Annotated in this window: 13 protein-coding genes and 1 tRNA gene; 2 read left to right on the forward strand and 12 right to left on the reverse strand. The window is 66.8% G+C overall.

From position 1 onward, the window contains the following. Positions 1-38 precede the first annotated feature (38 nt). The 11 genes from OG819_RS09320 to OG819_RS09370 form a co-directional block, all read right to left on the reverse strand. Positions 39-3938 (reverse strand): DNA-directed RNA polymerase subunit beta', encoded by a 3900-nt coding sequence (locus OG819_RS09320; protein ID WP_266437286.1) that lies wholly within the window; start codon positions 3936-3938, stop codon positions 39-41. Between the two features lie 113 nt (positions 3939-4051). Continuing rightward, positions 4052-7537, reverse strand: a complete 3486-nt coding sequence (rpoB, locus tag OG819_RS09325; protein WP_097285835.1) for a DNA-directed RNA polymerase subunit beta — start codon at positions 7535-7537, stop codon at positions 4052-4054. 639 nt (positions 7538-8176) lie between these two features. Further along, a complete protein-coding gene (gene rplL, locus OG819_RS09330) occupies positions 8177-8560 on the reverse strand; it encodes a 50S ribosomal protein L7/L12 (protein ID WP_266584822.1) in 384 nt (127 codons plus the stop codon). A gap of 110 nt (positions 8561-8670) precedes the next feature. Beyond that, complete coding sequence (gene rplJ, locus OG819_RS09335; RefSeq protein WP_266437293.1) at positions 8671-9201, reverse strand: 50S ribosomal protein L10; 531 nt, start codon at positions 9199-9201, stop codon at positions 8671-8673. A 337-nt stretch (positions 9202-9538) separates the two neighbouring features. Then, positions 9539-10402 carry a DUF1396 domain-containing protein gene (locus OG819_RS09340; protein WP_266648897.1) on the reverse strand — a complete coding sequence of 288 codons (864 nt, stop codon included), beginning with the start codon at positions 10400-10402 and terminating at the stop codon, positions 9539-9541. A gap of 148 nt (positions 10403-10550) precedes the next feature. Further along, a complete protein-coding gene (locus OG819_RS09345; protein ID WP_266648899.1) occupies positions 10551-11477 on the reverse strand; it encodes a hypothetical protein in 927 nt (308 codons plus the stop codon). Between the two features lie 154 nt (positions 11478-11631). Next, positions 11632-12357: a 50S ribosomal protein L1 gene (gene rplA / locus OG819_RS09350; RefSeq protein ID WP_266437302.1), complete on the reverse strand. Its 726-nt coding sequence runs from the start codon at positions 12355-12357 to the stop codon at positions 11632-11634. A gap of 94 nt (positions 12358-12451) precedes the next feature. Then, a complete protein-coding gene (gene rplK / locus OG819_RS09355) occupies positions 12452-12886 on the reverse strand; it encodes a 50S ribosomal protein L11 (RefSeq protein ID WP_030359033.1) in 435 nt (144 codons plus the stop codon). Positions 12887-13081: 195 nt separating this feature from the next. After that, complete coding sequence (gene nusG, locus OG819_RS09360) at positions 13082-13957, reverse strand: transcription termination/antitermination protein NusG (protein ID WP_266627540.1); 876 nt, start codon at positions 13955-13957, stop codon at positions 13082-13084. A gap of 77 nt (positions 13958-14034) precedes the next feature. Continuing rightward, complete coding sequence (gene secE / locus OG819_RS09365) at positions 14035-14316, reverse strand: preprotein translocase subunit SecE (RefSeq protein WP_067367170.1); 282 nt, start codon at positions 14314-14316, stop codon at positions 14035-14037. Positions 14317-14423: 107 nt separating this feature from the next. Then, positions 14424-14496 (reverse strand) — tRNA-Trp (locus OG819_RS09370). A 246-nt stretch (positions 14497-14742) separates the two neighbouring features. Here OG819_RS09370 and OG819_RS09375 point away from each other — a divergent pair. Together OG819_RS09375 and OG819_RS09380 are read left to right on the forward strand one after the other, a co-directional pair. After that, positions 14743-15969, forward strand: a complete 1227-nt coding sequence (locus OG819_RS09375) for a pyridoxal phosphate-dependent aminotransferase (protein ID WP_266627538.1) — start codon at positions 14743-14745, stop codon at positions 15967-15969. A gap of 129 nt (positions 15970-16098) precedes the next feature. Continuing rightward, on the forward strand, positions 16099-17139 hold the full coding sequence (locus OG819_RS09380; protein WP_266648901.1) for an adenosine deaminase: 1041 nt from the start codon (positions 16099-16101) through the stop codon (positions 17137-17139). Here OG819_RS09380 and OG819_RS09385 read toward each other — a convergent pair. Beyond that, on the reverse strand, positions 17084-17803 hold the full coding sequence (locus OG819_RS09385) for a hypothetical protein (RefSeq protein WP_266648903.1): 720 nt from the start codon (positions 17801-17803) through the stop codon (positions 17084-17086). The two genes, OG819_RS09380 and OG819_RS09385, sit on opposite strands and share 56 nt — an antisense overlap. Positions 17804-17834 lie beyond the last annotated feature (31 nt).

Raw genomic sequence — 17834 nt, forward strand, 5'->3', positions numbered from 1 at the left:
AACGGAGTGGCCGCCCTTCAGTACTTCAGACGTACGCCTTACTGGTTGTACGGACCGTAGTCGTAGTCCTCCAGCGGGACGGCCTGGCCGGAGCCGGTGCCGAACGGCGAGTAGTCGATGTCGTCGTAGCCGACGGCCGAGTACATCGCGGCCTTGGCCTCTTCGGTCGGCTCGACCCGGATGTTGCGGTAGCGGGACAGACCCGTACCGGCCGGGATGAGCTTACCGATGATGACGTTCTCCTTGAGGCCGATCAGGGAGTCGGACTTGGCGTTGATCGCCGCGTCCGTCAGAACCCTGGTCGTCTCCTGGAAGGACGCCGCCGACAGCCACGACTCGGTCGCCAGCGAGGCCTTGGTGATACCCATCAGCTGCGGACGGCCGGAGGCCGGGTGGCCGCCTTCCTGGACCACACGACGGTTCTCGGTCTCGAACTTCGAACGCTCGACCAGCTCGCCGGGCAGCAGCTCCGCGTCGCCCGACTCGATGATCGTCACACGGCGCAGCATCTGCCGGATGATGATCTCGATGTGCTTGTCGTGGATCGACACACCCTGCGAGTTGTAGACCTTCTGGACCTCGCCGACCAGGTGGACCTGGACCGCGCGCTGACCGAGGATCCGCAGCACGTCGTGCGGGTTGGTGGCACCCACGGTGAGCTTCTGGCCCACCTCGACGTGGTCGCCCTCGCCCACCAGCAGACGGGCACGCTTCGAGATCGGGAACGCCGTCTCGTCGCTGCCGTCGTCCGGGGTGACGACGATCTTCTTGGTCTTCTCGGTCTCCTCGATCCGGATACGGCCGGAGGCCTCCGAGATCGGGGCGACACCCTTCGGCGTACGAGCCTCGAAGAGCTCGACGACACGGGGCAGACCCTGGGTGATGTCGTCACCGGCCACACCACCGGTGTGGAAGGTACGCATCGTCAGCTGGGTACCGGGCTCACCGATGGACTGGGCGGCGATGATGCCGACCGCCTCACCGATGTCGACCAGCTTGCCGGTGGCCAGCGAACGGCCGTAGCACATGGCGCAGGTGCCGACGGCGGACTCGCAGGTCAGGACCGAGCGGGTCTTGACCTCCTCGATGCCGTGCTTGACCAGCTCGTCGATGAGGACGTCGCCGAGGTCGGTGTTGGCCGGGGCCAGCACCCTGCCGTCGACGGTGATGTCCTCGGCCAGCGCACGTGCGTACACGCTGGTCTCGACGTTCTCCGTCTTGCGCAGCACGCCGTCCTCGCCGCGCTCGGCGATGGCCAGACGCAGACCACGGTCGGTGCCGCAGTCCTCCTCGCGGATGATGACGTCCTGCGAGACGTCCACCAGACGACGGGTGAGGTAACCCGAGTCGGCGGTACGCAGAGCCGTGTCCGCCAGACCCTTACGAGCACCGTGCGTCGAGATGAAGTACTCCAGCACCGACAGGCCCTCACGGAAGGAGGCCTTGATCGGACGCGGGATCGTCTCGTTCTTGGCGTTCGACACCAGACCACGCATACCGGCGATCTGACGCATCTGCATCATGTTTCCTCGGGCACCCGAGTCAACCATCATGAAGATGGGGTTCGTCTTCGGGAAGTTCGCGTTCATCGCCTCGGCAACCTCGTTGGTCGCCTTGGTCCAGATCGCGATGAGCTCCTGAGTGCGCTCTTCCTTGGTGATCAGACCGCGCTCGTACTGCTTCTGGACCTTCTCGTCCTGCGCCTCGTAGCCCTTGACGATCTCCTTCTTCGCCTCGGGAACGACGATGTCGGAGATGGCCACGGTGACGCCGGAGCGGGTGCCCCAGTAGAAGCCCGCCGCCTTCAGGTTGTCGAGCGTCGCCGCCACGATGACCTTGGGGTAGCGCTCGGCCAGGTCGTTGACGATCTCGCCGAGCTGCTTCTTGCCCACCGAGTAGTCGACGAACGGGTAGTCCTCGGGCAGCAGCTCGTTGAAGAGCGCGCGGCCCAGGGTCGTCCGGAGACGGAAGGTGTCACCCTGCTGCCACTCGGGCTCGCCCTCCTCCTGCGCCGGCGGGGTCCAGCCACGCGGCGGGATGGTGCCCACCGGGAAGCGGATGTCGACGGCCGACTGGAGCGCGAGCTCCCCGGCGTCGAACGCCATCGTCGCCTCGGCGGTCGAGCCGAAGGCACGGCCCTCGCCCTTGACGTCGCGCAGCTCGCCGTCCGTGGTCAGGAAGAACAGACCGAGGACCATGTCCTGGGTCGGCATCGTGACCGGGCGGCCGTCGGCGGGCTTGAGGATGTTGTTCGAGGACAGCATCAGGATGCGGGCCTCGGCCTGCGCCTCCGCGGAGAGCGGCAGGTGGACGGCCATCTGGTCACCGTCGAAGTCCGCGTTGAACGCGGTGCAGACGAGCGGGTGGATCTGGATGGCCTTGCCCTCGACCAGCTGCGGCTCGAAGGCCTGGATGCCGAGGCGGTGCAGCGTGGGCGCACGGTTCAGCAGAACCGGGTGCTCCGCGATGACCTCTTCCAGGACGTCGTACACGACCGTGCGGCCGCGCTCGACCATCCGCTTGGCGCTCTTGATGTTCTGCGCGTGGTTCAGGTCGACCAGACGCTTCATCACGAACGGCTTGAAGAGCTCCAGCGCCATGGCCTTGGGCAGACCACACTGGTGCAGCTTCAGCTGCGGACCGACGACGATCACGGAACGCGCGGAGTAGTCCACACGCTTGCCGAGCAGGTTCTGACGGAATCGACCCTGCTTGCCCTTGAGCATGTCGGACAGCGACTTCAGCGGACGGTTGCCGGGGCCCGTGACCGGGCGACCACGACGGCCGTTGTCGAAGAGCGCGTCGACGGCCTCCTGAAGCATGCGCTTCTCGTTGTTCACGATGATCTCGGGGGCACCGAGGTCAAGGAGTCGCTTCAGACGGTTGTTGCGGTTGATCACGCGGCGGTACAGGTCGTTCAGGTCGGAGGTCGCGAAGCGGCCACCGTCCAGCTGCACCATCGGACGAAGGTCCGGCGGGATGACCGGCACGCAGTCGAGCACCATGCCCTTGGGGCTGTTGCTGGTCTGCAGGAACGCGGAGACGACCTTGAGGCGCTTGAGCGCACGGGTCTTCTTCTGGCCCTTGCCGGTACGGATGATCTCGCGGAGGCGCTCGGCCTCCTCGTCGAGGTCGAAGGACTCCAGGCGCTTCTGCAGCGCCGCGGCACCCATCGAACCGTCGAAGTACGTGCCGAAGCGGTCACGCAGCTCGCGGTAGAGGAGCTCGTCGCCCTCGAGGTCCTGGACCTTCAAGTTCTTGAAGCGGGTCCAGACCTCGTCGAGACGGTCGATCTCGCGCTGCGAACGGTCACGCAGCTGCTTCATCTCACGCTCGGCACCCTCGCGCACCTTACGGCGCACGTCGGCCTTGGCGCCCTCGGCCTCAAGCTCGGCCAGGTCGGTCTCGAGCTTCTTGGCGCGGGCCTCGAGGTCGGCGTCGCGACGGTTCTCGATCTGCTGACGCTCGACGGAGACGTGCGCCTCCAGCGAGGGCAGGTCGCGGGTGCGGCGCTCCTCGTCGACGAACGTGATCATGTACGCCGCGAAGTAGATGACCTTCTCGAGGTCCTTCGGGGCGAGGTCGAGCAGGTAGCCCAGACGCGACGGAACGCCCTTGAAGTACCAGATGTGGGTGACGGGAGCGGCCAGCTCGATGTGGCCCATCCGCTCACGACGCACCTTGGCGCGAGTGACCTCGACGCCGCAGCGCTCACAGATGATGCCCTTGAAGCGGACACGCTTGTACTTACCGCAGTAGCACTCCCAGTCCCGGGTCGGACCGAAGATCTTCTCGCAGAAGAGTCCGTCCTTTTCGGGCTTGAGGGTGCGGTAGTTGATGGTCTCGGGCTTCTTGACCTCGCCGTGGCTCCACTGACGGATGTCGTCAGCGGTGGCCAGACCGATCCGGAGCTCATCGAAGAAGTTGACGTCGAGCACTATGCGTCAATCCCTCTCAGGGTTGTAAGTCTTGGGGTCTGAAACGGGGGTCCTGGGGCCGGCAGGCCTTTGTCACCTTTTCCACAGGTGGTCAAAGGCCCGCCGAACTCCCGTCAGACCTCTTCGACGCTGCTCGGCTCGCGCCGGGACAGGTCGATGCCGAGCTCCTCCGCCGCGCGGAAGACGTCCTCGTCGGTGTCACGCATTTCGATGGACATACCGTCGCTGGACAGCACCTCCACGTTGAGGCAGAGAGACTGCATCTCCTTGATGAGCACCTTGAAGGACTCGGGGATGCCGGGCTCGGGAATGTTCTCGCCCTTGACGATGGCCTCGTAGACCTTCACGCGGCCGGTCACGTCGTCGGACTTGATGGTCAGCAGCTCCTGGAGGGCGTAAGCGGCGCCGTATGCCTCCAGCGCCCACACCTCCATCTCACCGAAGCGCTGGCCACCGAACTGAGCCTTACCACCCAGCGGCTGCTGGGTGATCATCGAGTACGGACCGGTCGAGCGGGCGTGCAGCTTGTCGTCGACCAGGTGGTGGAGCTTGAGGATGTACATGTAGCCGACCGAGATCGGCTCCGGGAACGGCTCGCCGGAGCGGCCGTCGAACAGCGGCGCCTTACCGGTCGGGAGCACCATGCGCTCGCCGTCGCGGTTCGGGATCGTGTGCTGCAGCAGACCCGCGAGCTCGTCCTCACGCGCACCGTCGAAGACGGGGGTGGCGACGTTGGTGCCCGGGGCGACCACGTCGGCCTCGATGGCCTGCAGTCGCTGCGCCCAGTCGTCGGCGAGACCGGAGACGTCCCAGCCGCGGCTGGCGAGCCAGCCGAGGTGGATCTCCAGGACCTGTCCCGGGTTCATTCGGGACGGGACACCGAGCGGGTTGAGGATGATGTCGACCGGGGTGCCGTCCTCCAGGAACGGCATGTCCTCGATCGGCAGGATCTTCGAGATGACACCCTTGTTGCCGTGACGGCCGGCGAGCTTGTCACCGTCCGTGATCTTGCGCTTCTGCGCCACGTAGACACGAACCAGCTGGTTCACGCCCGGCGGCAGCTCGTCGCCCTCTTCACGGTCGAAGACGCGGACGCCGATGACCTTGCCGATCTCGCCGTGCGGCACCTTCAGCGAGGTGTCGCGCACCTCGCGCGCCTTCTCACCGAAGATCGCGCGCAGCAGGCGCTCCTCCGGGGTCAGCTCGGTCTCACCCTTGGGCGTGACCTTGCCGACCAGGATGTCGCCGGCGACGACCTCGGCACCGATGCGGATGATGCCGCGCTCGTCGAGGTCGGCGAGGACCTCCTCGGAGACGTTCGGGATGTCCCGGGTGATCTCCTCGGGGCCGAGCTTGGTGTCACGGGCGTCGACCTCGTGCTCCTCGATGTGGATCGAGGAGAGGACGTCGTCCTGCACGAGGCGCTGCGACAGGATGATCGCGTCCTCGTAGTTGTGACCCTCCCACGGCATGAACGCCACGAGCAGGTTCTTGCCGAGCGCCATCTCGCCGTTCTCGGTCGCCGGACCGTCGGCCAGAACCTGACCGGCGACGACCCGGGCGCCCTCGTCCACGACAACCTTCTGGTTGACGGAGGTGCCCTGGTTCGAGCGGGAGAACTTGTGCAGGCGGTACGTGGTGTACGTGCCGTCGTCGTTGGCGGTGGTGACGTAGTCCGCGGAGACCTCCTGGACCACACCGTCCTTCTCCGACTTCAGGACGTCACCGGCGTCGACCGCGCAGCGGTACTCCATGCCCGTGCCGACCAGCGGCGCCTCGGACTTGATGAGCGGCACGGCCTGACGCATCATGTTCGCGCCCATGAGGGCACGGTTGGCGTCGTCGTGCTCGAGGAACGGGATCATGGCGGTCGCGACCGACACCATCTGGCGCGGCGAGACGTCCATGTAGTCGACGTCGTCACCGGGGACGTAGTCGACCTCTCCGCCACGACGGCGGACCAGGACGCGGGACTCCTCGAAGCGGAACTCGTCCGTCAGCGGCGCGTTGGCCTGCGCGATGACGAATCGGTCCTCTTCGTCGGCCGTGAGGTAGTCGACCTCGTCGGTGACGACACCGCCGGTGACCTTGCGGTACGGGGTCTCGACGAAACCGAACGCGTTGACGCGACCGTAGGAGGCGAGCGAGCCGATCAGACCGATGTTCGGGCCTTCAGGGGTCTCGATCGGGCACATGCGGCCGTAGTGCGAGGGGTGCACGTCTCGGACCTCGAAGCCGGCCCGCTCACGGGAGAGACCACCCGGGCCAAGAGCCGACAGACGGCGCTTGTGGGTGAGACCCGACAGCGGGTTGTTCTGGTCCATGAACTGCGACAGCTGGCTGGTGCCGAAGAACTCCTTGATGGAGGCGACGACCGGCCGGATGTTGATCAGGGTCTGCGGCGTGATCGCCTCGACGTCCTGAGTCGTCATGCGCTCGCGGACGACGCGCTCCATACGAGCCAGACCCGTGCGGACCTGGTTCTGGATGAGCTCGCCGACGTTACGCAGACGACGGTTGCCGAAGTGGTCGATGTCGTCGGTCTCGACGACGATCTGCGTGCCGTTGTCACCGACGGTCTCGGTCTCACCGGCGTGCAGCTTCACCAGGTACTTGATCGACGAGATGATGTCCTCGACGGTCAGGATCCCGGCGTCCAGCGGCGCCTCGCCGCCCAGCTTCTTGTTGACCTTGTAGCGGCCGACCTTCGCGAGGTCGTAGCGCTTCGGGTTGAAGTAGAGGTTCTCAAGAAGCGTCTGCGCGGCCTCGCGGGTCGGGGGCTCGCCCGGACGCAGCTTGCGGTAGATGTCGAGCAGCGCGTCGTCCTGGCCCTGGGTGTGGTCCTTCTCCAGGGTGGCGCGCATGGACTCGTACTCGCCGAACTCCTCGAGGATCTGCTCGGTCGTCCAACCGAGAGCCTTCAGGAGAACGGTGACGGACTGCTTGCGCTTGCGGTCGATGCGCACACCGACCATGTCGCGCTTGTCGATCTCCATCTCCAGCCAGGCACCCCGGGACGGGATGACCTTCGCGGAGAAGATGTCCTTGTCGGACGTCTTGTCGATGGAGGAGTCGAAGTAGACGCCCGGCGAGCGGACCAGCTGGGACACCACGACACGCTCGGTGCCGTTGATGACGAAGGTGCCCTTGTTGGTCATGAGCGGGAAGTCGCCCATGAAGACCGTCTGGGACTTGATCTCGCCGGTCTCGTTGTTGGTGAACTCGGCGGTGACGAAGAGCGGGGCCGCGTACGTGAAGTCGCGGTCCTTGCACTCGTCGATGGAGTTCTTCGGGGGCTCGAAGCGGTGGTCCCGGAACGTCAGGGACATCGACCCGGAGAAGTCCTCGATCGGGGAAATCTCCTCGAAGATCTCCTCCAGACCGGACTTCGTGGGGACGTCCTGTCCGTTGTCCAGAGCCGCCTCGACACGAGCCTTCCACGCGTCGTTGCCGAGCAGCCAGTCGAAGCTCTCGGTTTGCAGCGCAAGAAGGTTCGGAACCTCGAGGGGCTCCTTGATCTTTGCAAAGGAGATGCGCAGCGGGGCGGTGCTGGCGCCGTTGTTCGTATTCGCGGTCGAGGCAGTGCGCGAGGCGGCCAAGAGGGGGTCCTTCCGAGGGCTCGGACTCACTACGCGCGTACCGGCCCCCCACTGTGCGCACAGAGACAGGTCGTTCCCGATTCAGCCAAAGGGCCAGGTCAGGGATGATCTAGTCATCGGTGCTCACGCGAGGGCATGCCCCTGGTGACGGGCAGGAGGCAGCTAACAGGCAGCGCAAAGGGTCAGTGTAGCCACTAGGCCCACTGATGTCCAGTCCCGGTTTTTAGAGACCATCGTTGTTCTCAACACCTGCGGCAAGCCACGCCCTCAATGCACATCGATACTGCCCTCTTCGCCACCGATCCATGCCTCGGATCCGGATCGTTGTGACGACGCGTCCTGAGAATTGCGCGCTGCGTGCGGTTCGTCAAGGCCCCCCATGCCCTAAGCAAGTGCCGCGATCGTCACGTGCAACCTGTCTTGCAGCCCGTCTTGCAGCCCGTCACGGGCTCGGCCGGAGGCAACAACGAAGATCACCATACTCGTCGCCACCGACAGTGCAAGGCAGCCGCCACCGGACCTCAGGAACGCCGAAGAGCGACCACCCAGTTGGGTGATCGCTCTTCAGTGCGTCAGCGTTACAGGCCCACCAGTGGCCCTGTACCAGCTCGCGAGGGGCCCTCGGGCGGGCCCGTGGGACTACTTGACCTCGACGGAGGCGCCGGCGCCCTTGAGGGACTCGGCAGCCTTCTCGGCGGCCTCCTTGGCGACCTTCTCGAGAACGGGCTTCGGGGCGCCGTCCACGAGGTCCTTGGCCTCCTTCAGACCCAGGGAGGTCAGCTCACGCACGACCTTGATGACCTGGATCTTCTTGTCGCCGGCACCCGTGAGGATGACGTCGAACTCGTCCTGCTCCTCAGCGGCCTCGGCCGGGGCGCCGGGCACGGCGGGGCCGGCAACGGCGACCGCGGCGGCGGCGGTGACGTCGAACTTCTCCTCGAACGCCTTCACGAACTCGGAGAGCTCGATGAGGGTCATGTCCTCGAACTGCGCGAGCAGGTCTTCCTGGCTGAGCTTCGCCATGATGGGCGATCCTTCCACTAATTCGGCTGGTGCCGGATGTACATGTGAGGCGGGCGTACTTTCGGCCCGCTGCGACCGCTGCCTAGGCGGCGGTCAATGCGCGAGCCGAATTACTCGGCACCGCCCTGCTCGGCCTGCTTGGCACGAAGAGCGTCCACGGTGCGGACGAGCTTCGAGGGGAGCGCCTGGAAGAGCTGAGCAGCCTGAGTCTGCTTACCCTTGAACGCACCGGCCAGCTTGCTGAGCAGAACCTCGCGGGACTCGAGGTCCGCAAGCTTCTTGATCTCGTCGGCGGACAGCGCCTTGCCGTCAAGGACACCGCCCTTGATGACGAGGTTGGGGTTGTCCTTGGCGAAGTCACGAAGACCCTTCGCGGACACCACCGGGTCACCGGTGATGAACGCGACCGCCGTCGGACCGTTGAACAGGTCGTCGAGCGTGGAGATCCCGGCCTCGTTGGCCGCAATCTTGGTCAGCGTGTTCTTCACCACGGCGTACTGGGCGTCTTCACCGAGCGAACGACGCAGCGTCTTGAGCTGCGCCACGGTGAGACCCCGGTACTCGGTCAGCACGGCGGCGTTCGAGCTGCGGAACTGGTCCGCGAGCTCGGCTACCGCGGCAGCCTTGTCGGGCCTTGCCATAGAGCGTCGGCCTCCTTCCGGGTGATGAGGACCGCTCGGAAGGGGCTGGGCAAAACGAAACGCCCCGGCGCAGGCGCACGGGGCGTAGCTCAACCGGTACGTCCGCGAGCTGGGCAAGCGAACTCCGGGAACACATCCACGGTCACCTACGCGGGTCGTCCGCAGTTTCAGCGGATCCTTCGGCCGCCTCGCCCTCTTCCGAGCGCAAGGCAACGACCAGCGGTCTTTGGCTTCTGGGGAACAGTACGTGACGGGGCAGCTGTCAAGCAAATCCGCTGGGCAGCGCCTCGGCTCGGCGCTCGACAGCGCTTCCGCTCAGCGGCAGTCCAGTGACGGATCAGCCCTTCTGGGCGTCCTTCATCAGCTGCGCGAGGTCGACGGTGTCCTTGGCCGGCGGGGCCTTGACCGTCACCGGCTTGTTGTAGTCGAGGAAGACCATGGTCACGTCGAGCGGGCCCTTGTCGGAGGCGGCGCGCACCCGGACCTGCTTGGTGTGGTCGTCCGGTCCGACCCACATGTCCATCGTGAGCTTGTCGGCGCCCAGCTCCTCGTACTGCTTCAGGCTCTTCTCGCGCTTGTCCCGCGTCGCCTTGTCCTTCTTCTTGAGCTCGGCGCGGAGTTCATCGAGGGTGACCGTGCCCTTGTAGTGGGTGGTCTGAACGCCGTCGATCTTCTCCGTGCCGACCTTCTTCACGTCCTTGGAGCCGGTCAGGTAGGTGGATTCCTGGGACGGGTCCTGGGCGGCCTGGTCGGAGAGCTTGCTCGCGTCGATGCCCGCGGAGCCGTCGGCGCCCTTGGACATCGCGGAGATGTCGAACTTCATCCAGCTCTTGCCGTCCATCTCCTTGGCGGCGGCCGCACCCCCGCCCAGGTACATCGCCCCGTCGACGACCCGGATCTCCACCTTGCCGTCGGCGCCCTGGTCGAGGGCGGTCATCTTCATGCTCATGGCCAGCGGCTTCATGCTCATCGACGCCTGGGCCTCGACACGGCCCGTCTCCGGAACCTTGCCGGTCATCCGGTAGCTGAGCGAGGTGATGGCCTCGCTGTTCTTCGCCGCCTTGGCCACGGCCGCCGCGGGAGTCATCTTCGGCGCATCGTCGCCCTTCCCACAGGCGACGGCACCCCCCGCGAGAACCAGGGCCGCGAGCACCGCGCCCGTCGCACCACGCCGCACGGAACCACGCACAGAAATCTTCAAGATCCCCCCAGGGAACTGATGAACGATTCACAGACTGGGCGTGAGCGTAACCCAGAGGGGCTCAAGTGGTCTCGCGAATTCTTTTGAGTTTCTTGGGACTCGGCGGCCTCAGCCGAGTGCGCCTCTCGGCCGGTGGCGCCGACGCCTCTCAGTTCGTGGTGCCGGACCCGCTCGAAGTGTCGCTGCTGCCCGGCGTCAGGCCCTGTGCCTTCAGCAGGTCCTTGAAATCGGCCGTGTCGCCGGCCGGCGGCGCCACGGCGGAGACCTTCACTCCGTAGTCGCTGTAGTACGTCGTGGAGGACATCGTGCCGCTCGACAACTCGCCCTTGGAGACCGCCTTGACGAGCAGGTCCTTGCCGTTGACCCAGATGTCGACGTCCTCCGTCGTGATGCCGGCCTGGGTGAACTGCTTCTTCAGGTCGGCGAGTTGGCTCGCGGTGAGGCGGGAGCTCTTGGCCGCGAGGTCCGAGACGTTGACCGTGCCCGCGTAGTGCGTGGTCTTCTCGCCGCGGACCGTCTCGTCGCCGACCTTCTTCACATCGCCGGAGGCCAGCAGGAGCTTCACCGACTGGTTCGGCGAGCTGTTCTGCATCTGGTCCTTCAGGAACGCGCCGGAGCCGCCCGCGAGCTTCGCCAGGTCGTCGTACGCGTACCTGACCCAGTGCTTGCCGCCCACCTGCTTGGCGAACGCCTGGCCCATCTTGGCGTAGTAGGCGTCGGACAGGTAGCGGGCCTGCATGGAGGTGCTGCCCGTCTTGCGCATCGTCTCGGCCAACGTGCCGCCGGTGTACGTGATCGTCATGTCGCCGGTGAGGCCGTCGCTCCAGCCCATGACACCGTCAGACTTCATGGACATCAGCGTGCCCAGGGTCGTCGTGGACTCGATCTTGGCGGTGTCGGCGCCGTCGGTGGACTTCTCAGCGGACTGGAGGGCCGCTATGGGGCTGACGCGGGTCGTGCCCTTGTCGGCCGCCTTGTCGTCCTTGCCGGAGCCCGAGGAGCAGGCGGCCACTCCCGCCAGCGCGCTCACCAACGCGATCGAGAGGGTCACCCGGCGCATGCGCGTGCTCTTCATTCGTCCCACCCCTATGCGAATCCTGAGAGCTGCACGCTAGCGCAGCCCACTGACACACGTACCCGGGAATGGAGACGGGCCCCGCACCTCGAAAGGTTGCGGGGCCCGTGTCAAGAACGCGTATGCGACGCGGTCACCGGAGTGAGCCAGGGGCTCAGACGGCGGCCGGGTCCTCCTCGACGAGGAGGTTGCGGGTGCGGTTCGGGTCGACCGGAACGCCGGGGCCGATCGTGGTGCTGATCGCGGCCTTCTTGATGTAGCGACCCTTGGCGGCGGACGGCTTCAGACGAAGGATCTCGTCCAGCGCGGCGCCGTAGTTCTCCACCAGCTTGGCCTCGTCGAAGGAGGTCTTGCCGATGATGAAGTGCAGGTTCGAGTGCTTGTCGACGCGGAACTCGATCTTGCCGCCCTTGATCTCGGTCACGGCCTTGGCCACGTCCGGGGTCACGGTGCCGGTCTTCGGGTTCGGCATCAGACCACGCGGGCCGAGGACACGGCCCAGGCGGCCGACCTTGCCCATGAGGTCCGGGGTGGCGACGACGGCGTCGAAGTCCAGACGGCCCTTCGCCACCTCGTCGATGAGCTCGTCGGAGCCGACGATGTCGGCGCCCGCGGCAGTCGCGGCCTCGGCACGGTCACCGGTCGCGAAGACCAGGACCCGGGCGGTCTTACCGGTGCCGTGCGGGAGGTTCACGGTGCCACGGACCATCTGGTCGGCCTTGCGCGGGTCGACACCCAGGCGGAAGGCGACCTCGACGGTGCCGTCGAACTTGCTCGTGGAGGTCTCCTTGGCGAGACGGACGGCCTCGAGCGGGGCGTAGAGCTTGTCCCGGTCGACCTTGGCGTCCGCAGCGCGGAGAGACTTGCTGCGCTTGCTCACTACTGCTCCTGATGTGTTCTGAGGAGTCGTGGTACGGACCGAGCAGGCCCTGCCACGTGCGGCTCGCGCCGCATGGTTCCTACGAAGGTGGGTGTCAGCCCTCGACCGTGATGCCCATGGAACGGGCGGTGCCGGCGATGATCTTCGACGCGGCGTCCAGGTCGTTGGCGTTGAGGTCGGGCATCTTCGTGGTGGCGATCTCGCGGACCTGCGCCTGGGTGATCTTGGCGACCTTGGTCTTGTGCGGCTCGCCGGAGCCCTTCTCGACACCCGCGGCCTTGAGGATCATCTTGGCGGCCGGCGGAGTCTTGGTGATGAAGGTGAAGGAGCGGTCTTCGTAGACCGTGATCTCCACCGGGATGACCCAACCGCGCTGCGACTCGGTCGCGGCGTTGTAGGCCTTGCAGAACTCCATGATGTTGACGCCGTGCTGGCCCAGCGCCGGGCCGACCGGCGGAGCCGGGTTGGCCGCGCCGGCCTGGATCTGGAGCTTGATAAGCCCCGTGACCTTCTTCTTCTTGGGAGGCATTCCGGGTCCTCTTTCGTTTTCGCCTTCCTACGTCCGGGTCGAAACCCGGACGGCTGCCTTCAGCCGAGCCAATGACCCGGATGCAGGCATACCGCACAACGATAACGGGTATCTATGCGCGGCCAAAAACCGAGCAGGTCAGACCGGCTGCGTGAGCCCGTCTGACCTGTTCGGAAGACGTACGTCCAGAAGGAGCTAGTTCTTCTGGATCTGGTCGAACGAAAGCTCGACCGGGGTCTCGCGACCGAAGATCTCCACCAGACCCTTGACCTTCTTGGAGTCGGCGTTGATCTCGTTGATGGTCGCCTGCAGCGTGGCGAACGGGCCGTCCGTGACGGTGACCGAGTCGCCGACCTCGAAGTCCAGCACCTGGACCTCGAGCTTGCGCTGCGGAGCGGGCTTGCCCTCGGCCTCGGCGGCCTCACGGGCGGCCTTCTCCTCGGCCTCCGGGGCGAGCATCTTGACGATCTCGTCCAGCGTCAGCGGGTACGGGTCGTAGGCGTTGCCCACGAAGCCGGTGACACCGGGAGTGTTGCGGACGACACCCCAGGACTCGTTCGTCAGGTCCATGCGGACCAGAACGTAGCCCGGGAGCTTGTTCTGCTTGATCGTCTTGCGCTCGCCGTTCTTGATCTGCGCGACCTCTTCCTGAGGCACTTCGGCCTGGAAGATGAAGTCCTCGACGTTCAGCGAGACGGCGCGCTGCTCGAGGTTGGTCTTCACGCGGTTCTCGTAACCGGCGTAGGTGTGGATGACGTACCACTCGCCCGGGAGCGTGCGCAGCTCCTCGCGCAGTGCGGTGACGGGGTCGACGGGCTCGGCCTCTTCTTCGGCCTCTTCCTCGTCGCCTTCTTCGGCGTCTTCAGCGAGGGCCTCGTCAGGAACGTCCTCGTCCTCGACGTCCTCACCGGACTCGTCCTCGACGTGCAGGGCCGCTTCCTCGGCGGGCTCGCCGGCGGCGGCATCGGCAGCCTCGAACTCGTCCACGACGTCCGCGCCCTCGACGATGTCGAGCTCGTCGTCAACGGACTCGACCGACTCGCTGGCATCGTTCAGGTTCGGGTCAGACACGGTGGCTGCTTCTTCCTGGATACATGGGGGTGGAACACGCGAAAGGGGCGCCGGTGACGGCGCCCTTCGCTCTTGACTCAGCCGAAGACGTACTTGGCGGCGTGGTTGAGCCCATAGTCAATCACGGTCACCAGGCCGATCATGATGACGACGAAGACAATCACCACTGTGGTGTACGTCGTCAGCTGATTCCGAGTCGGCCAGACGACCTTGCGGAGCTCCGCGACGATCTGGCGGTAGAAAGTGGCAAGGCGCTTCAGCGGGCCCTTCTTGGCACGCTTACCGCCCTTGCGGGCCTTCTTCTGTGACTCGGGCGCCTCGGCATCAGGCATGTCGATGGAGCCCACGGCGTCCGTCACTCGTCCTCACCTGATTCCGGGTCGTGGCCGTGCCGCGCCCGGTTGAGCCGCACGGCGGTGCATTGCAGTACGTACATGCGCACACATCCTGGCGAAGGTGTGTGTAGCAGGGCCGGAGGGACTTGAACCCCCAACCGCTGGTTTTGGAGACCAGTGCTCTACCAATTGAGCTACGACCCTTTGTTTCCCCCAACGTACCGCATCCACCCGGATGCTCGGTGTGCATCCGCTGAGTGCGACCGGTGAAGGCCAACGAGGTGAGAGTGTACGTGGTCCGGGGCCGGTCGTCGAACAGAAAGTGTCCGTACGGGCTTTGTCCGCCGAAGATCGACTGGTGGGGGTCCGGATCCGGACGGTTGTTCTCTCGTTGTTCAGTCTGTGAAACCCGCGTGCCGGGGGCGTTTCCGGTCTGAAACGATAGGTGCCATGAGCGCTGCAACCCCTCCCACCGAGCGCCGGGTCTCCGCCCGCGTCGGCGCGATCTCCGAGTCCGCCACCCTCGCCGTGGACGCCAAGGCCAAGGCCCTGAAGGCCGCCGGACGCCCGGTGATCGGCTTCGGCGCAGGTGAACCCGACTTCCCGACCCCGGACTACATCGTCCAGGCCGCCATCGAGGCGTGCTCCAACCCGAAGTACCACCGCTACACCCCGGCCGGCGGCCTGCCCGAGCTGAAGGCCGCGATCGCCGCCAAGACCCTGCGCGACTCCGGCTACGAGGTGGAGGCCGCCCAGGTCCTGGTCACCAACGGCGGCAAGCAGGCCATCTACGAGGCCTTCGCCGCGATCCTCGACCCGGGCGACGAGGTCATCGTCCCGGCGCCGTACTGGACGACGTACCCGGAGTCCATCCGTCTCGCCGGAGGTGTCCCGGTCGAGGTCGTCGCCGACGAGACCACCGGCTACCGCGTCTCGGTCGAGCAGCTGGAGGCCGCCCGCACCGAGAACACCAAGGTGCTGCTCTTCGTCTCCCCGTCCAACCCGACGGGCGCGGTCTACACCCGCGCGCAGATCGAGGAGATCGGCCGCTGGGCCGCCGAGAAGGGCCTGTGGGTCCTGACCGACGAGATCTACGAGCACCTGGTCTACGGGGACGCGGAATTCCACTCCCTGCCGGTGGTCGTGCCCGAGCTCGCCGACAAGTGCATCGTCGTGAACGGCGTCGCGAAGACGTACGCCATGACCGGCTGGCGGGTGGGCTGGGTCATCGGCCCCAAGGACGTCGTCAAGGCCGCGACCAACCTCCAGTCGCACGCCACCTCGAACGTGTCCAACGTCGCCCAGGTCGCCGCCCTCGCCGCCGTCTCCGGCGATCTGACGGCCGTCGCCGAGATGCGTGAGGCCTTCGACCGCCGCCGCAAGACCATCGTGCGGATGCTCAACGAGATCGACGGCGTGCTCTGCCCCGAGCCCGAGGGCGCCTTCTACGCGTACCCCTCGGTCAAGGCCCTCGTCGGCAAGGAGATCCGCGGCAAGCGCCCCAAGGACACGGTCGAGCTGGCCGCGCTCATCCTGGAGGAGGCCGAGGTCGCGGTCGTCCCGGGTGAGGCCTTCGGCACCCCGGGGTACCTGCGTCTGTCGTACGCCCTGGGTGACGAGGATCTCGTCGAGGGCGTCAGCCGGATCCAGAAGCTCCTGGCCGAGGCACGGGACTGACCTTTTCGCGCTCCACGCGTGTGTGCGGGCCGTTTCCCTCCGGGGAGGCGGCCCGCTTCTTCGTGCGAGCAAGACCACGAACGGGGAAAGCGCTACCGACACGGCGGGAACGTACGGCAGGATCCTGGGATGGAGCGCGTACGTGATCTCTCTGAACTGCCGAAAGCCCATCTGCACCTGCACTTCACCGGCTCTATGCGGCCCGCCACCCTGCTGGAACTGGCCGACAAGTACGGCGTCCGGCTGCCCGAAGCCCTCACCGACGCCCTGACCAGCGGGGAACCGCCCAAGCTGCGGGCGACCGACGAGCGCGGCTGGTTCCGCTTCCAGCGGCTGTACGACGCGGCGCGGTCCTGCCTCAGAGAGCCCGACGACATCCGGCGCCTGGTGCGCGAGGCCGCCGAGGAGGACATCAAGGACGGCTCCGGCTGGCTGGAGATCCAGGTCGACCCCACCTCGTACGCGCCCCGGCTGGGCGGGCTCATCCCGGCCCTGGAGATCATCCTGGACGCGGTGGACTCGGCCGTGCGGGAGACCGGGCTCGGGATGCGCGTCCTGGTCGCCGCGAACCGGATGAAGCACCCGCTGGACGCCCGCACCCTGGCCCGGCTCGCCGTGCGCTACGCGGACCGCGGCGTAGTCGGCTTCGGGCTCTCCAACGACGAGCGGCGGGGCATGGCGCGGGACTTCGACCGGGCCTTCGCGATCGCGCGGGACGGCGGGCTGCTGTCCGCGCCGCACGGCGGCGAGCTGACCGGCCCGGCGTCGGTCCGCGACTGTCTGGACGACCTGCACGCCACCCGGATCGGGCACGGCGTGCGCGCCGCCGAGGACCCGCGGCTGCTGAAGCGGCTCGCGGACCGCGGCATCACCTGCGAGGTGTGCCCGGCGTCGAACGTCGCCCTGGGGGTCTACGAGAAGGCCGAGGACGTTCCCCTGCGCACCCTCTTCGAGGCCGGCGTCCCGATGGCACTCGGCGCCGACGACCCCCTGCTGTTCGGCTCCCGGCTCGCCGCCCAGTACGAGCTGGCGCGCCACCACCACGGCTTCACGGACGCGGAACTGGCCGAGCTGGCACGCCAGTCGGTGCGGGCCACGGCGGCCCCCAAGGACGTCAAGGAGAAGCTGCTGTCCGGAGTCGACGACTGGCTGGCCGCCCCGGCCGCCTGAAGTGGGTGTACGGCGGATACGCCTGGAAGCCGATGTCCAGCTCGACGTGACGGCCTGCGGACGGCGGCAGGTGCCGGGTGAGGGAGGCGGCGAGCACGTCGAGCCCCTTGGCGGCCCGCTTCCCCCGCGGCCCGAACCCGGCCGCCGCCTCCAGATGAGTAGCGGCCGAGGCGAAGGTGTCGCGGGAGCCGAGGAGGAAGAGCGTCCCCGCGTGTACGGCCGGATGGATCCGGTCCCGCGCGTCGAGGCGGTCCCAGCGCTGTTCCCAGCGCGCCTCCCAGGCGGCCGCGTGGGCGGCGGTGCGCTCCTCGTTCGTGCGCACGGTGAGCGGGGTGCCCTCGCGCAGCCGACGGCGCAGCTCAGGCCATGCGGAGGCTCGCAGGCCCGGTGACCGATGGGCGAGGACGAGGTCGACCGACACCCCGGGCGCGTAGGCCCTGGGGATGCTCCGCCGCAGCGGGACGTACACGATCGTGTGCCGGGAGAACGCGGCGAACGAGAAGAGCGCGGCGAGTCGGGCGAGTCCGTCGTGGTCGCCCACGAGATAGCCCCAGCCTTCGAAGGGGTCGCTGAGCGTGGTGTGCCGCAGTGGCGGCCGCGGCTGGACGACCCGGTAGGCGTGGGGGCCGACGCGCGGCGTGAACTCCGTGACGCTCAGCCGCACGGCGAGCGCCGCACGGCCATGGAGGCTTGTC

The organism is Streptomyces sp. NBC_01549 (assembly GCF_026339955.1).
GTDB lineage: Bacteria > Actinomycetota > Actinomycetes > Streptomycetales > Streptomycetaceae > Streptomyces.

What these genes read in the sequence shown, in the direction of transcription:
- rplL (WP_266584822.1), bottom strand. Translation starts at nt 8,560, where the DNA reads ATGGCGAAGCTCAGCCAGGAAGACCTGCTCGCGCAGTTCGAGGACATG.
- OG819_RS09375 (WP_266627538.1), top strand. Translation starts at nt 14,743, where the DNA reads ATGAGCGCTGCAACCCCTCCCACCGAGCGCCGGGTCTCCGCCCGCGTC.
- rplK (WP_030359033.1), bottom strand. Translation starts at nt 12,886, where the DNA reads ATGCCTCCCAAGAAGAAGAAGGTCACGGGGCTTATCAAGCTCCAGATC.
- OG819_RS09380 (WP_266648901.1), top strand. Translation starts at nt 16,099, where the DNA reads ATGGAGCGCGTACGTGATCTCTCTGAACTGCCGAAAGCCCATCTGCAC.
- OG819_RS09345 (WP_266648899.1), bottom strand. Translation starts at nt 11,477, where the DNA reads ATGAAGAGCACGCGCATGCGCCGGGTGACCCTCTCGATCGCGTTGGTG.
- rplJ (WP_266437293.1), bottom strand. Translation starts at nt 9,201, where the DNA reads ATGGCAAGGCCCGACAAGGCTGCCGCGGTAGCCGAGCTCGCGGACCAG.